The sequence below is a fragment of the Aeromonas sp. QDB11 genome, assembly GCF_027705265.1.
In the GTDB taxonomy this organism is placed as follows: domain Bacteria; phylum Pseudomonadota; class Gammaproteobacteria; order Enterobacterales; family Aeromonadaceae; genus Aeromonas; species Aeromonas allosaccharophila.
The window spans coordinates 32,299-46,485 of record NZ_JAPDBM010000021.1; the positions used below are offsets into that span (position 1 = coordinate 32,299).

The 14,187-nt window shown below is 62.3% G+C and carries 14 protein-coding genes; 4 read left to right on the plus strand and 10 right to left on the minus strand.

Annotated features, from left to right (window positions below):
- The first annotated feature begins 1 nt into the window (after position 1).
- The 3 genes from melA to OKC40_RS09295 all read left to right on the plus strand — a co-directional run bounded on the left by melA (position 2) and on the right by OKC40_RS09295 (position 2,463).
- Positions 2-1,363: an alpha-galactosidase gene (gene melA / locus OKC40_RS09285; protein WP_182938209.1), complete on the plus strand. Its 1,362-nt coding sequence runs from the start codon at positions 2-4 to the stop codon at positions 1,361-1,363.
- 148 nt (positions 1,364-1,511) lie between these two features.
- On the plus strand, positions 1,512-1,931 hold the full coding sequence (locus tag OKC40_RS09290) for a MauE/DoxX family redox-associated membrane protein (protein ID WP_182938210.1): 420 nt from the start codon (positions 1,512-1,514) through the stop codon (positions 1,929-1,931).
- Positions 1,932-1,935: 4 nt separating this feature from the next.
- Positions 1,936-2,463, plus strand: coding sequence for a rhodanese-like domain-containing protein (locus OKC40_RS09295; protein WP_182938211.1), 528 nt, complete (start codon positions 1,936-1,938; stop codon positions 2,461-2,463).
- A gap of 80 nt (positions 2,464-2,543) precedes the next feature.
- Here OKC40_RS09295 and OKC40_RS09300 read toward each other — a convergent pair whose 3' ends face one another.
- The 10 genes from OKC40_RS09300 to thpR all read right to left on the minus strand — a co-directional run bounded on the left by OKC40_RS09300 (position 2,544) and on the right by thpR (position 11,505).
- Positions 2,544-3,908: a cation:dicarboxylate symporter family transporter gene (locus OKC40_RS09300; RefSeq protein ID WP_182938212.1), complete on the minus strand. Its 1,365-nt coding sequence runs from the start codon at positions 3,906-3,908 to the stop codon at positions 2,544-2,546.
- 144 nt (positions 3,909-4,052) lie between these two features.
- Positions 4,053-4,403, minus strand: a complete 351-nt coding sequence (locus OKC40_RS09305) for a putative quinol monooxygenase (RefSeq protein ID WP_139406465.1) — start codon at positions 4,401-4,403, stop codon at positions 4,053-4,055.
- A 24-nt stretch (positions 4,404-4,427) separates the two neighbouring features.
- Positions 4,428-5,285, minus strand: a complete 858-nt coding sequence (gene panC / locus OKC40_RS09310; RefSeq protein WP_042656634.1) for a pantoate--beta-alanine ligase — start codon at positions 5,283-5,285, stop codon at positions 4,428-4,430.
- A gap of 201 nt (positions 5,286-5,486) precedes the next feature.
- Complete coding sequence (panB, locus tag OKC40_RS09315; protein WP_042063124.1) at positions 5,487-6,281, minus strand: 3-methyl-2-oxobutanoate hydroxymethyltransferase; 795 nt, start codon at positions 6,279-6,281, stop codon at positions 5,487-5,489.
- A complete protein-coding gene (gene folK, locus OKC40_RS09320) occupies positions 6,278-6,787 on the minus strand; it encodes a 2-amino-4-hydroxy-6-hydroxymethyldihydropteridine diphosphokinase (RefSeq protein ID WP_139406477.1) in 510 nt (169 codons plus the stop codon). The genes panB and folK overlap by 4 nt, the downstream gene beginning before the upstream one ends.
- 11 nt (positions 6,788-6,798) lie before the next feature.
- Positions 6,799-8,274, minus strand: coding sequence for a polynucleotide adenylyltransferase PcnB (gene pcnB / locus OKC40_RS09325; protein ID WP_058052520.1), 1,476 nt, complete (start codon positions 8,272-8,274; stop codon positions 6,799-6,801).
- Positions 8,275-8,618: 344 nt separating this feature from the next.
- Positions 8,619-9,527, minus strand: coding sequence for a tRNA glutamyl-Q(34) synthetase GluQRS (gene gluQRS / locus OKC40_RS09330; protein ID WP_182938214.1), 909 nt, complete (start codon positions 9,525-9,527; stop codon positions 8,619-8,621).
- A 111-nt stretch (positions 9,528-9,638) separates the two neighbouring features.
- Positions 9,639-10,088, minus strand: a complete 450-nt coding sequence (gene dksA / locus OKC40_RS09335; RefSeq protein WP_005335644.1) for an RNA polymerase-binding protein DksA — start codon at positions 10,086-10,088, stop codon at positions 9,639-9,641.
- Positions 10,089-10,207: 119 nt separating this feature from the next.
- The gene (gene sfsA / locus OKC40_RS09340) at positions 10,208-10,951 is read right to left on the minus strand and encodes a DNA/RNA nuclease SfsA (protein ID WP_111807100.1); all 744 of its coding nucleotides are present in this window, start codon (positions 10,949-10,951) and stop codon (positions 10,208-10,210) included.
- Complete coding sequence (thpR, locus tag OKC40_RS09345; RefSeq protein WP_182938215.1) at positions 10,948-11,505, minus strand: RNA 2',3'-cyclic phosphodiesterase; 558 nt, start codon at positions 11,503-11,505, stop codon at positions 10,948-10,950. The genes sfsA and thpR overlap by 4 nt, the downstream gene beginning before the upstream one ends.
- A 178-nt stretch (positions 11,506-11,683) precedes the next feature.
- On the opposite strand from thpR, the gene hrpB reads away from it, so the two are divergent.
- Positions 11,684-14,131: an ATP-dependent helicase HrpB gene (gene hrpB, locus OKC40_RS09350; protein ID WP_270794935.1), complete on the plus strand. Its 2,448-nt coding sequence runs from the start codon at positions 11,684-11,686 to the stop codon at positions 14,129-14,131.
- Positions 14,132-14,187: the final 56 nt, after the last annotated feature.

Below are 14,187 nucleotides of genomic sequence, written 5' to 3' on the forward strand. Positions count from 1 at the left end.
CATGAGCAAAATCACCATCATTGGCGCAGGCAGCGTCATGTTTACCCGCCAGATCGTCTCGGCCCTGCTCTCCTACCCCGCCATGGCGGGCACCGAGCTGGTGTTGATGGATCTCAATCCCGAGGTGCTGGCCCAGAGCCACCGTCTCATCACCATGATGGTGGCGCAATCCGGCCTGCCGATGCAGGTGAGCCAGACCACCAGCCAGCGCGATGCGATTCGCCATGCGGACTTCGTCATCAGCGCCATTCAGGTGGGCGGCCTCGCCCCCTGGAAGCTGGACATGGCGATCCCGGCCAAATACGGGGTGATCCAGGAAGTGGGCGACACCATGGGACCGGGCGGCATCTTCCGCGCCCTGCGCCACATTCCGCCCATGCTGGCGATCCTGCGGGATATGGAGGAGCTCTGCCCGAACGCCCTCTTCATCAACTACGCCAACCCGCTGGCCCCCCTCACCTGGGCAGCCAAGGAGGCAAGCGGCATCCAGTCCATCGGCCTCTGCTATGGAGTGCGCTACACCGTCGCCCAACTGGCCGGTTATCTGGGGGTCGGCCCCTGGGTAGATCACCCCTCCACCCCGGAACGCTGGCAGCGCCTGATGTATCACGATGTGCCCGCCGAGGTGGAGTACGAGTTCGCCGGGATCAACCACATGACCTGGATCACCCGCTTTGCCATCCATGGCGAAGATATGCAGCCGAAGATCCGGGCGCTGGTGAATGATCCGAAAACCCGCGAGGCGGACGGCGTGCGCTGCGAAGTGCTGAAGTTCTTTGGCCTCTGGTGTACCGAGAACCACTGGCACTGCAGCGATTACCTGCCCTATTTCCGCAAGAACGAGGCGATGATCAACCACTTCCTGCCCCAACGCTGGAATCTGTTGGCCCTGGAAGAGCAGGTCCACGCTGCCGGCAAGGCGGAGATCGCCGCCCAGCTGGCGGGGGAAAAACCCTTCGTCATCGCCCCCAACATGCTCAACGGGCCCAAGCTGATCCACGCCATGGTGAGCGGCGAGCGCACCCGCATCAACGGTAATCTGGCCAACTGCCAGCCCGAGGGACTGCTGGTGGAGAACCTGCCCGCCGACTGCGTGGTAGAGGTGCCGATCTGGGTCGATGAGAAGGGGCTGCAACCGCAGGCGATGGGGCGGCTGCCGACCCAGTGCGCCAGCCTGTGCAAGAGCAACACTGCGGTGCAGGAGCTGATTGTGCAGGCGGCCCTGACCGGCGATCTCGATGCCGCCCGCTACGCGCTGGCCCTCGATCCGGTCACCGCCACCGTCTGTACCCTGGAGCAAATCCAGCAGATGTTCGACGAGATGTACGCTGCCCAACGTCAGTGGCTACCCCAGTTCGCCTGATTGCAATAAGGGTCGGGACTGCGGCGTTCATACCCAGTACCGACCCTTTCCCCGCAAAATCGAGATTTATCTTGTTCGGTTCGGGGTTAGCCATTGCGGCTCAATCGGGAACTGTTAGAATTCATCCCTCTCTATAAAGAGGTAGAACATGCCTGCGTTGCTGCGCATGCTGGCCAATCTGGCGCTGGGGGGATTTTTCGTCGCCTCGGCCGGGTTCAAGCTGGTATCCCCCGCCCTGTTTGTCGAACAGATCGCGGCCTTCGGGCTGATCTGGCCGTCACTGATCCCGCCGGTGGCCTGGGGGTTGATAGCCCTTGAACTCTGCGCCGGACTAGCGGTCATCGCCAACCGGCGCTGGGGATTGTGGCTGGTGATCGGGCTGCTCGCCCTGTTTATTCCGGTGTTGGGCTATGGCGTTGCCATCGGGCTCGACATCTCTTGCGGCTGTCTTGGCAGGGCTGATCTCAGCTCGCTGCCAGAAGCCATTGTGCGGGATCTGCTGCTACTGACGCTTGCGGGCGCCCTGCTGCGAACTTCCCGCCCCGTTTTTCCCGTTCCTAAGGAGTAGTGACATGATGACATTGCGATCCCGCACCCTGCTGGCCTCGCTGATCGCCGCCAGTTTTGCCCTCGGTGGCTGTGGCGACAACCAGTTCGAGCAAGAGGTGAAGCTGGAGCAGTCGGCGGTACAACTGGCGCAAGAGACACAGCAAGGGGGCTATCAGCTGCTGACCGTGGCCGAGCTGAAAACCCGGATGGACAAGGGCGAGGAGCTGGTGATCATCGACACCATGCCCTATGAGGACTCCTACAAGAAAGAGCACATCCCGGGCGCCAAGAACTTTGTCTTCGTGAAGGAGGCCAAGGCCGGTGACAACTGGAGCGAGATCGTCGAGGGGAGCGGCACGGCGGAGCAGTTCCAGGCGCTGCTGGGTGAAGACAAGTCCCGCCCAGTGGTGATCTACTGCGGCTTCGTCAAGTGCGGTCGCAGCCACAACGCCGCCGCCTGGGCGGTGACTCAGGGCTATCAGCAGGTCTATCGGGTGCCGGGCGGCATCTTCGCCTGGAAAGGCGCCGGTTACCCCGTCTCTGCCAAGTAATCCCTGCTCACAAGGCAACACAGCCAATATGAAAGAAGCCCGCAACTGCGGGCTTCTTTCATATTGGGTCACGCTCGGGGTTAGCTGGCGGCCTGTGGCTGCACCATCTCCACGTTGGCCAGCTGCTGTTTGCCCAGCAAGCGCTTGGTGATCATCGCCGCCATGATGGAGCCGTTGACGTTGAGGGCGGTACGGCCCATATCCACCAGTGGCTCAATGGCGATCATCACCCCCACCAGCGCGATGGGGAAGTTGAGGGTGGAGAGCACGATCAGCGCGGCGAAAGTGCCACCGCCGCCCACCCCGGCAACCCCGATGGAGCCGAGCGCAATGACCGGCAGCAGGGTCAGCAGGAACAGGGGATCGAAGGGGTTGATGCCGAGCATGGGGGCGATCATCGCCACCATCATGGCCGGATAGATACCGGCGCAGCCATTTTGACCCAGATTGGCACCGAACGACGCGGCAAAGTTGGCGATGCTGGCGGGCACCCCAAGGCGCTGCTGGGTCTCGATGCTAAGCGGAATGGAAGCTGCGCTGCTGCGGGAGATAAAGGCGAAGGTGAGCACGCCCCACACTTCCCGCAAATAGTGCAGCGGGTTCTGGCCGAGCAGCAGCAGGATCACCATGTGTACCGCAAACATCGCCAGAATGGCGACATAGCAGACCAGAATAAAGCCGAGCAGATTGAGGATCTCGCTCAGCGGATAGTGCGCCACCACCCGGGCGATCAGCGCCATCACGCCATAGGGGGTAAGTGCAATCACCACCCGTACCATCTTCATCACCCACAGCTGCAGGGTATCGATGGCGACGGCGGCGCGAGCCCCCGCATCCGGGTGCTCCGCCTTCAGCTGCAGCAGGGCAACCCCGGCCAGCACGGTGAAGATCACCACCCCGATCACCGAGAGGCCGCGACTACCTGCCATGTCGGCGGCAAAGTTGGTGGGCACCAGCGAGAGCAGCAGGGCGGGCAGGGTCTGGGCACTGTCGATGGTACTCATGCTCTGTTGCAGGGCGGCGCTGTCGCTACCGTGGCTCAGCAGCCCCTCGGCAGTGAGACCGCTCAGATGGGTGATGGTCATCCCCACCACACCGGCAATCATCACCAGGGTCAGCATGGAGCCGATCAGCACGGCGCTGATCTTGCCGAGGGACTGGGCCTGCTCCAGCTTGTTGATGGCGGAGAGGATGGAGGTGAACACCAGTGGCATCATCACCACCTTGAGCAGGCTGACATAGCCGCCGCCAACGATATTGACCCACTCCAGGGTCTGCTGGACACCGGCATCATCGGCGCCCCAGCCCAGTTGCAGACCGAGACCAAACAGCCCCCCCAGCAGCAGACCGGCGAGCACCTTGCGCGACAACGGCACCGTGGCGGGCAGCCGGGTCAGGGCAAAACAGAGCAGACAGAAGAGCAACGAAGCAAACAAGGTAAACATAAATAAACACCTGTAGCGGCCATCAGGGCCGATTGTGGAGAGAGAAAACAACGGGTGCGAGCAGAGTCGCGAGGGAAAACGCCAAATGACAGGCGTGAAAAAACAGCGGACGCCTGAGGGGGCGTCCGCTGGCAATCGGGGGAATTACTTCTTTACGGGGGCGTCGTACTGTTCGGGTTCGTCGCTATAGACGCAGACATTCCACTTGGCGGCCAAACCATCATCGGCCAGGCAGTAACGCTCGAAGAACGCGGAGATCTCGGCGCGCTGGCAGTGAGCTTCAAAGGCTGCCATATCTTGCCAAATCTCGTTGAACACGATGGGGAAGCTCTCCCCCTCGGCAAACGGACTCGGAATGTGGCGGGTAACCAGATATTGCAGGCAACCATCCTCACGCAGGGTATTGGGCTCGAGCGCCTGCAGCACCTGAAACAGGGCTTGCTCCTGACCGGGTTTCGGCAGGAATTGGGCAATGCAGTAAACCTTCTTGGACATGGGGTCCTCCTGGTTGTGGCGGGCTCAGGCTTGCTGCAGCGTGACCACTTGGTTGTCGATAAGGCGGGCCTTGCCAAGATAAGCGGCCATCAGGATCACCAGCTGCGCGCTCTCGTCAGTGGCGGATTCGAGGGTGGCGGCATCGACGATGTCGATAGCATCGGTACGGAAACCGGCATTGTCGAGACGCTGACTGGCCTGCGCCACCAAGGAGGGCAGGTGGTGGTCACCCGCTTCGATCTGCTCGGCGATCCAGTTCATGGTGCGCGCCAGCTCGGGGGCGATGGCCCGCTCGGCGGCAGTCAGGTAGCCGTTGCGCGAGGAGAGCGCCAGCCCGTCCTCGGCCCGCACAGTCGGCACACCGACGATTTCGATGGGCATCGCCATATCGGCCACCATCTTGCGAATAAGCGCCAGCTGCTGGTAATCCTTCTGGCCAAAGCAGGCCACATCCGGCTGCACCAGATTGAACAGCTTGGTAACGACGGTGCTGACCCCACGGAAGTGACCGGGGCGTAGCGCCCCTTCCAGCAGGCCGGAGAGGCCCGGCACTTCGACGAACGTCTGGCTCGCCAGCCCCTGCGGATACATGATCTCCGGGGTCGGGGTGAATACCATGTCGACGCCGGCGACTTCCAGCGCAGCGCAATCCTGCTCCAGAGTACGCGGGTAGTTGGCGAGATCCTCGGCCTTGTCGAACTGCATCGGGTTGACGAAGATGCTGACCACCACCTTCTCGGCGTGGCTGTGCGCCTCTTTCACCAGCGTCAGGTGGCCCTGATGCAGGTTGCCCATGGTGGGCACGAATGCAATGGCTCGCCCTTCACGGCGCCATTGGCTGATCTGCTCACGCAGAACGACGGGATTATTTACGACCAACATCAGCAGTTCACCTTCCGATAAATCAAAAAGAGAGACGGGTTGCATCCACCGCTAGCGCTCGGGCGGGATGGGGCACGAGCATGGCTATCAGCAGTTCACCTTTAGATGAATCAATAAGATACGGATTAGCTATAGGGATTAACTCTACGAGGCTGACAAGCAGAGACGGGGGCCGCAGCCCCCATCGTGCAACCGCCAGGATCAGTTGAAGCAGTGCTCCGGGCCGGGGAAGCTCCCCTCGCTCACCTGCTGGACATAGAGGCGGATGGCGGCACGCACATCGCCGGTCTCGGCCAGGAAATTCTTGGTGAACTTGGGCACATAGCCGGAGGTGACGCCAAAGGCATCGTGCATCACCAGGATCTGGCCATCGGTCGCGGGACCGGCTCCGATACCGATCACCGGGATGCGCAGCGCCTTGGTGATGCGCTCGGCCAGCGCAGTGGGCACACACTCGAGCACCAGCAGCTGGATACCGGCCGCTTGCAGTTCGAGGGCCTGACGGTAGATCTCTTGCGCCTGAAACTCGTCGCGCCCCTGCACCTTGAAGCCACCAAAGACATGGACGGATTGCGGGGTGAGGCCGAGGTGACCACACACTGGCACCCCGTTGCGGGTGAGGTGGCGGATGGAGTCGCACAGCCAGTCACCCCCTTCCATCTTCACCATGCGGGCACCGGCCGCCATCAGGCGGGCCGCATTCTGGTAAGTCTGCTCCGGCGTGGCGTAGCTCATGAACGGCATGTCGGCGACCACCAGTGCCTTGCTGGCACCGCGCGCCACACAGCGGGTGTGATAGACCATCTCATCCATGTTGACCGCCAGGGTATCCTGACCCCCTTGCAGCACCATGCCCAGCGAATCGCCGATGAGCAGCACGTGGGCCCCCTCGTCGTCGAACAGCTTGGCAAAGGTGGCATCATAGGCGGTGATGGCGGTGAACTTTTGACCGTCCTGCTTCATCTTCAGCAGGCTGGCGGTGGTGATCTTGCTCATAGAGGCTCCTGTAGATCTGCACGCGGGGCAATGATGGCCAAATCATTGTGCGGGCAGCGGGCAACCAGTCGGGCGAGCGGGGTGCCGCAGGGCAGCACCAGAGCAGGCGCAATTTCGGCAAGGGGCAGCAGCACGAACTCCCGCTCCTTCATGCCGTAGTGGGGTACGATCAGGCGCTCATGGTTGATCACCTGATCCCCATAAAGCAGCAGATCGAGATCCAGGGTTCTCGGCCCCCACCGCTCATCTTTGCGCACACGTCCCTGTTCCAGCTCGATTTTTTGTAATTGATCCAGCAGCGCAAGGGGCGCCAGCCGGGTGTTGAGCCGGGCCACGGCATTGACGTAGTCCGGTTGGTCAGCAGGCCCCATGGGGCGGCTGCTGTAAAACGACGAGGCCTCCACCAGCACAGATTCCGGCAACCGGCCTAAAGCGGCGACGGCGCGACGAGCCTGACCCAGCGGGTCAGACAGGTTGGAACCTATGGCGATGAAGACCTCGGTCATCACGTCTGTTGTCACTCGGCCACTTTCGGTTTGCGGCGACGGGGGCGACGACGGTTGCGGCTGTTGCTGCTGCGCTTCTCGCCATCGTTGCTGCGGGCCTCACCGGCCGGGGCACGCTCACCGCTCGCCGGGCGACGGGTCGCTTCACGCTGCAGTTGCGGGCGCACATCCGGATTGGAGGCGACATAGCGCTCCCACCAGCTGGCCAGCTCGCCGAGACCACGCTCGACCCGGTTGCGCAGCAACAGGAAGTCGTACGCCGCGCGGAACTTGGGATGCTCCATGGCGCGCTCGGGGTGTTTGCCCTGACGACGGGTCAGACGCTGTTGCAGTGCCCAGATGTCGCGGACATCGGTGGTGAAACGGCGGGGAACGGCGATGATCCGCACCTGATTGTCCAGCACCTCGTTGATCGCCAGCATGAAGGCGTCATACCAGGGCAAGCCGCTCTCGTTCTCCAGCACCCGACCACGGGCCTCGACAGCGCCCCACAGCAGGGTGGCGTAGAGGAAGGCGGGAGTGACGCGCTTGTCTTCACGGACACGGGTGTCGGTATCGATCAGCGCCAGCTCAATCAGCTGCTCACAGGGCGAGTTGCCGTGCGGGGTAAACAGCGCCGCCACTTGCGGGAACAGCTGCTGGAACAGGCCATACTCGCGCAGCAGCTTGTAGGTCGCCAGACCGTCGCCAGCCAGGAACAGCTTGAGGGTCTCCTCAAACAAGCGAGCAGCAGGGATGTCTTGCAGCAGCGGCGCCAGCTCCTTGATGGGGGCGGCGGTACGCGGGCTGATGGTCATGTCCAGCTTGGCGGCAAAGCGCACGGCGCGCAGCATCCGCACCGGATCCTCACGATAACGGGTCTCGGGATCACCGATCAGCTCAAGCTTGCGCTCGGCCAGATCTTCCAGACCCCCTTCGAAATCGTGCAGGGTGAAATCTTTGGCACTGTAGTAGAGGGCGTTGACGGTAAAGTCACGGCGCTCGGCATCCTCTTCGATGGTGCCGTAGACGTTGTCACGCAGCAGCATGCCTTCATCAGACTGGGCCGACACATGTTTGCTGGTATTGACCTGATGGTGGTGACCCCGGAAGGTGGCCACTTCGATCACGTCACGACCAAAGACAATGTGGGCAAGGCGGAAACGACGGCCAATCAGGCGGCAGTTGCTGAACAGCGCCTTGATCTGCTCCGGCGTCGCATCGGTTGCGATGTCGAAATCCTTGGGTGTCTTCCCGAGCAGAATATCCCGGACTCCGCCGCCGACCAGGTAGGCCTCATAGCCCCCTTTGTTCAGGCGATAGAGCACCTTGAGGGCATTCTCGCTGATCTCTTTGCGCGAAACAGGGTGCTGATCACGGCTTAAGGTACGACGTTGACCGGCGACACGGGCTGGAATGGGGGATTCCACCGGCTGCTCGCCATCTTCCTTGCCGAGCACCTTGCGGCAAAAGTTTGCGATCTGGGAAAAAATGGTACACCTCTTCATGACTTCTAAATTGACGGGAGGCCAAAAAATAGCGGCCTATCATAGCTCACGCCTGACCAAATGAAAAACCATGCGGTTACTTCAGCTCATTTGAATCAAACCGGGCCAAAAAATAGCGGTCTACCTGTGCATAGCTCACGCCTAACCAAATGAAAAACCGTGCTGACAATTGATCCCGAATGAAACAGGTCGCCAGCAAAAATAGCGGTCTACCTGTGCATAGCTCACACCTGACCAAATGAAAAACCGTGCTGGCAATTGATCCCGAATGAAACAGGTCGCCAGCAAAAATAGCGGTCTATCTGCGCCCTGCTCACGTCCTATTACACGAAAACCGGCTCTCTTTACTCAACGTCCAGCGGGATCTTCTGGCTGGCGGGCACCCGGTCGAGCCGCCAGTTGGCGATGCCCCACCCGATGATCTCGTCGAGCCGGCTCGCCATCAGCTCGGGGGGCGGACACTGGCCGAGGAAGTGCAGCGCCTGCCACAGGGCCGGGCGCACCTCATCGAGCGCCAGCGCCGGCGCATGGTTCTGCTTGGAGAGCTTGTTGCCATCGGCCAGTACCGCCAGCGGCAGATGCACCCAGTCGGGCACCGGTGCCACCAGGGTCTGGTAGAGGGCAATCTGGCGCACCGTGGGCTCCAGTAGATCGGCGCCGCGCACTATCTCGGTGATGCCGCTGTCCATATCATCCACCACCACCGCCAGGTTGTAGGCGTAGAGCCCGTCGCGGCGACGGATAATGAAATCCTCCTCGGCGAGCGCCGCTGGCACCGCAATATGGCCCTGCAAGCGATCATCGAAGTGGTAGACCGGATGGTGCTGGCGCAGCCGGGCGGCACATCCCTCTGCCGTCAGCCCGAGGGTGCGGCAGTGGCCGTTGTAAAATCCACCGCTCGCCATGATTTCGCGCCGGGTACATCGACACCAGTAGAGATCGCCAACCCGATAGAGCTGGTCGATGATCTCGTCATAACGGCCGTGGCGCGCACTCTGGAACATCACCTCCCCATCCCACTCGAGGCCATATGCCTCAAGGGTCTTGAGGATCAGGGCCGCCGCGCCTGCCATCTCCCGCGGCGGATCGATATCTTCGATGCGCACCAACCAGCGCCCCTGCCGGGATCGGGCCTGCAAAAAGCTGCCGAGGGCGGCGATCAGCGAACCGAAGTGAAGCGGACCGGAAGGTGAGGGAGCAAAGCGGCCGACATAGGGGCGCATAAGGAGTGAGGACGGGGTATTCACGGGCATGACTGTTCGGGTAAGCGATTCATTGAGGCAGCATTCTGGGGCGCTACCGCCAAAAGCTCAATAAAAAAGGGAGCCCGCGAGCTCCCTTTTTCATATACCAGAGGGTCGGGATCAACCGGCCATCTGTTTTTCCTTGATCTCGGCCAGCGTCTTGCAATCGACACAGAGGTCGGCAGTCGGACGGGCTTCCAGACGACGGATACCGATCTCGATACCGCAGTGTTCGCAGTAACCGAAATCATCGTCTTCAAGCAGCTGCAAGGTCTTCTCGATCTTCTTGATCAGCTTGCGTTCACGGTCGCGGGTACGCAGTTCAAGAGCGAACTCTTCTTCTTGCGCGGCACGATCCACGGGATCCGGGAAGTTGGCAGCCTCGTCTTTCATATGGTCGACGGTACGATCAACTTCCTGCATCAGTTGGTTGCGCCAGGCACCCAGGATCTTGCGAAAATGCGCCTTTTGTTGGTCATTCATGTACTCCTCACCCGGCTTTTCCTGGTAAGGCGCGACACCCGCAATGGCCAGGGGGCCCAGAGATTTCCTGTTTTCGCCTGTTGGCATGCCCTGTCTCCTAATTCAGCACGCTACCCGTGCCATCCATAAATTGAGGGCGACATCTATAGCAGAAGGGTAACGGGTAAGCAAACGAGCCGTACCAATAATGTTACCCACTCCAATATTTATGCACTCCCCTCGGGTAACAGGTGACCAGATTCAAATGGGATGAAACCTTGGGCCACCATGCCATGCACCCCAACATGGGGCCGATAGCATAAAATTTCAACCCCCGCCGCAATTGACTGCTCAATTAGCAGACTATAGTGCGGATCTATATGGGTTGCAGGGCGCATCCGGCTTATTCCGGAGTGCAACACCATAAAGAGCAGCACGGCTCTGTGGCCCGCCGCTTTCATCGCCATCAGCTCGCGCAAGTGCTTGGCGCCACGGGCGGTGACCGCATCGGGGAAGTAACCCATGCCCGGTTGATAACGTTCGTCGAGCAGGGTCACCGATTTTACCTCGACGTAACAATTGCCCTTCTCGTCATCTTCCAGCAGCAGATCGATGCGACTGTTCTCTTCGCCATACTTCACCTCGGTGCGCAACCGGCTGTAGCCCGCCAGCGGGGCGATGGCCTCCTGCTCGATAAGCTCCCGGGCGATCTGGTTAGCGCGCGCCGTGTTGACGCAGATAAAGTGGCCCGCCGAGCTCTCGGCGATCTCCCAGCTGTTTGGCAGTTTGCGCTTGGGGTTGTCGGAGGTGGAGTACCAGACTCGGGTGCCCGGCTCGGCACAGCCGGTCATGGCACCGGTATTGGCACAGTGGATGGTGATGACCTCGCCGTTATCGAGTTGCACATCGGTCAAAAAGCGCTTGTAGCGGGCCACCAGCTGGCCCGATTGCAGGGGGGGATCAAAGATCACGGATTTGCCCTCCGTTGCTCTTCATTATCCAATCCCTCTTTGCGTCTTGCCCGCAGCGGCCAGCAGGCGAGCGGCTCGTAGCGTACCCCGTCCGGGGTCGAGATGGATTGATAGAGGCAGAACTCGTCAGCCTGCAGCAGAAAATTTGGGGCAGGCTGGATGGCCGGTGCCTCACCCGCCTTGCGCGACAGGGTGACGTGGGGGCGATAACCCTGCTCGCCATTGCCAAGACGCAGCTTCTCGCCGTGGCGGCGCAGCGCCCGGGCCAGCACATTCAGCTCGTTTGGCCACTCCTTCGGGCCAATCCAGGCGGCCTTGGCCCGGCTGAACCAGCCGGTCTCATCCAGCCTGATGGCAAGCGGCGGACAGTGCTGACGCTCTACGGCGGCGATCAGGCGGCGGGTGGTCACCTCGTCCGCTTCACCGAGGAAGGCGAGGGTCAGGTGAAGGTTGGCTTGCGGCACCAGCTGACCGGGCCAGGGCTGCTGATCGCGCCAGGCGATGAGCTCGGGGGCGAGCTCCTTGACGGGCAGGGCAAAGAAGAGTTTGGCCATGTGGTGATAATGCCTTTTTCACGCTCATTGGATGGGCCCATTCTATGGCAGCCATCCGGCCATGTCTCGCCAGCCTCCCGCCCGAGTGGCCATCTCCGCACATCCACTCACGGTGGCGCGGGTGGCTGTGGCAGAATAGGCGCCGTTTTACCGGTTGCTACAGAAGGTGCTCATCGCTTTGTCCCAGCTCCCCATCGTTTCGGTATTGCCCGAACTCTTTGCCGCCCTCGACCGCCACCCCAGCGTGATCCTGCAGGCGCCCCCCGGCGCGGGCAAATCGACCCTGCTGCCGCTGGAGCTGGTGCGCCAGAACAGGCTGCCCGGCCGCATCATCATGCTGGAGCCAAGGCGGCTCGCGGCGCGCAACATCGCCAGCTTTCTGGCGCGCCAGCTGGGGGAAAAGGTGGGTGAGCGCATTGGCCTGCGGGTACGCGGCGAGAGCCGCACCAGCGCAGGAACCCGGCTCGAGATCGTCACCGAGGGGGTGCTGACCCGGATGTTGCAGCAAGACCCCGAGCTGACCGGCGTCTCGCTGGTCATCTTCGATGAGTTCCATGAACGCAGTCTGCACGCCGATACCGCGCTGGCCTTCGCCATCGAGAGCCAGCAAGGGCTGCGCGATGACCTCAAACTCCTGGTGATGTCTGCCACCCTGGATGGCATGGCGCTCGAGCGCCTGCTGCCGGATTCCCCTGTAGTTCGCTCCGAAGGGCGCGGCTTTCCCATCGACTACCACTACCGCCCCGCCAATCGCCAGCAGTGGCTGGAGCCGCAGGTCGGTGCCGTGGTGCTGGAGGCGCTAGCCGCACACCGCGGTAGCCTGCTGGTCTTTCTGCCGGGACAGGGAGAGATCGAGCGACTGGCGCAGTGGTTGGCAGACAAACTGCCGGACGACGTGCTCCTCGCCCCCCTCTACGGGCGCCTCGATATGGCGGCCCAGCAGGCAGCCATCGAACCGGCGCCTGCCGGCCGCCGTAAGCTGGTGCTCACCACCAATGTGGCGGAGACCTCCCTCACCATCGAGGGGATTTCGGTGGTGATCGACAGCGGACTGGAGCGGCGCGCCTCGTTCGATCTGAAAAGCGGCGTCACCCGACTGGAGACCCGCCAGATAGCCAAATCCTCCACCACCCAGCGGGCAGGTCGCGCCGGTCGTCTCGGCCCCGGTGTCTGCTACCGGCTCTGGAGCAGCGAGGTGCAGGAGCGGCTCGCCGAGCAGAGCCCGCCAGACATTCTCACTCAGGAGCTGACCGGCCTGCTGCTGGACGCCGCCCAGTGGGGCGCCAGGGTGGAAGATCTGCCGCTGCTTGACATGCCTCCCGCCGCCGCGGTGGCCAGCGCCCAGCGGCTGCTGGTGGCCCTTGGCGCCATGAAGCCGGAGGGTGAGCAACAACTCACTCCCGCTGGCCGCGCCATGGCCGCCTTCGGCACCCACCCTCGCCTCGCCCGCATGTTGCTGCGCGCCCGCGAGCTGGAGTCCGAGGGTCTGACAGGGATTGTCGCCGATGCCGCATATCTGGTGGCGTTGCAGGAAGAAGATCTGCGAGGATCGGAGCGCCTCTCGGTGCTGTTCCACCGCCGTCAAAGCGCCCTGCGCCAGAGCGCGGCCCGCTGGTTTGAACGGCTTGGCGCCCGCCCTGCCACTGCGCAGGGCCAGTGGCTCGGGCTGCTTTGCGCCCTCGCCTGGCCGGATCGCATCGGGAAGCTGCGCAGCGGCAGTCGCTATCAACTCAGTGGTGGGGTGAGCTGCGATCTGGTAGAAGGTCATCCCTGTCAGGGACAAGCGGCCCTCATCGCCATCGAGATGGGGCAGAACGATCGCGGCAGCCGCATCTTTATCGCCGAACCGGTCGAGCTGGACGAGCTGGTGCGCCTGCTGCCGGAGCTGGTGAGCGAACGACAGTGGTTCGACTGGGATGAACGGGAAGAGCGGGTACGGGCCGAACGCCAGCAGGTGATCGGTGAGCTGGTGCTGAGCCAGTGCCCGCTGACCGAACTCTCTGACGAGCAGAAAGGGCGCTGCCTGCTGCAAGGCATTCGCCGCAAGGGGCTGCATGTGCTGCCGTGGGACGAGAGCAGCGAAGGGCTGCTGGCCCGTCTGCGCTGCGCCCGCGACTGGCTGCCCGATGAGGGGTGGCCCGCGATGGACGAGGAAAACCTGCTGGCCACGCTGGAACAGTGGCTGCTGCCAGCGGTGAGCGGCATGACCCGGCTGGAGCAACTGAAAAAGCTCAACCTCGGCGATATCCTGCGCCAATCCCTGCCCTGGCCGCTGCCCAAGCGGCTGAACGAGGCGCTGCCGAGCCACTTTGCGGCGCCCACCGGCAGCCGGGTGCGGATCCGCTATCAACCGGGGCAGGCACCGGTGATCCCGGTGCGTATTCAGGAGATGTTCGGACAAGGTTCGACCCCCTGCGTGGCCGATGGCCGGGTGCCGCTGGTGGTGGAGCTGCTCTCCCCCGCCCAGCGGCCGCTGCAGATCACCGCCGATCTGGCTGCCTTCTGGGCTGGCTCTTACGAGCAGGTGAAAAAAGAGATGAAGGGGCGCTATCCCCGCCACTACTGGCCGGATAATCCGCTGGAGGCGATGCCGACCAGGGTCACCAAGAAGAAGATGGGGATGTAGGTTCGATGAACGAAATCTCACCGACTATTTGATGGATAATCGGCCGCGATCGTTCG

Coding starts and splice junctions, on each gene's coding strand:
- melA (WP_182938209.1), top strand. CDS start 2: ATGAGCAAAATCACCATCATTGGCGCAGGCAGCGTCATGTTTACCCGC.
- OKC40_RS09290 (WP_182938210.1), top strand. CDS start 1,512: ATGCCTGCGTTGCTGCGCATGCTGGCCAATCTGGCGCTGGGGGGATTT.
- OKC40_RS09295 (WP_182938211.1), top strand. CDS start 1,936: ATGATGACATTGCGATCCCGCACCCTGCTGGCCTCGCTGATCGCCGCC.
- OKC40_RS09300 (WP_182938212.1), bottom strand. CDS start 3,908: ATGTTTACCTTGTTTGCTTCGTTGCTCTTCTGTCTGCTCTGTTTTGCC.
- OKC40_RS09305 (WP_139406465.1), bottom strand. CDS start 4,403: ATGTCCAAGAAGGTTTACTGCATTGCCCAATTCCTGCCGAAACCCGGT.
- panC (WP_042656634.1), bottom strand. CDS start 5,285: ATGTTGGTCGTAAATAATCCCGTCGTTCTGCGTGAGCAGATCAGCCAA.
- panB (WP_042063124.1), bottom strand. CDS start 6,281: ATGAGCAAGATCACCACCGCCAGCCTGCTGAAGATGAAGCAGGACGGT.
- folK (WP_139406477.1), bottom strand. CDS start 6,787: ATGACCGAGGTCTTCATCGCCATAGGTTCCAACCTGTCTGACCCGCTG.
- pcnB (WP_058052520.1), bottom strand. CDS start 8,274: ATGAAGAGGTGTACCATTTTTTCCCAGATCGCAAACTTTTGCCGCAAG.
- gluQRS (WP_182938214.1), bottom strand. CDS start 9,527: ATGCCCGTGAATACCCCGTCCTCACTCCTTATGCGCCCCTATGTCGGC.
- dksA (WP_005335644.1), bottom strand. CDS start 10,088: ATGCCAACAGGCGAAAACAGGAAATCTCTGGGCCCCCTGGCCATTGCG.
- thpR (WP_182938215.1), bottom strand. CDS start 11,505: ATGGCCAAACTCTTCTTTGCCCTGCCCGTCAAGGAGCTCGCCCCCGAG.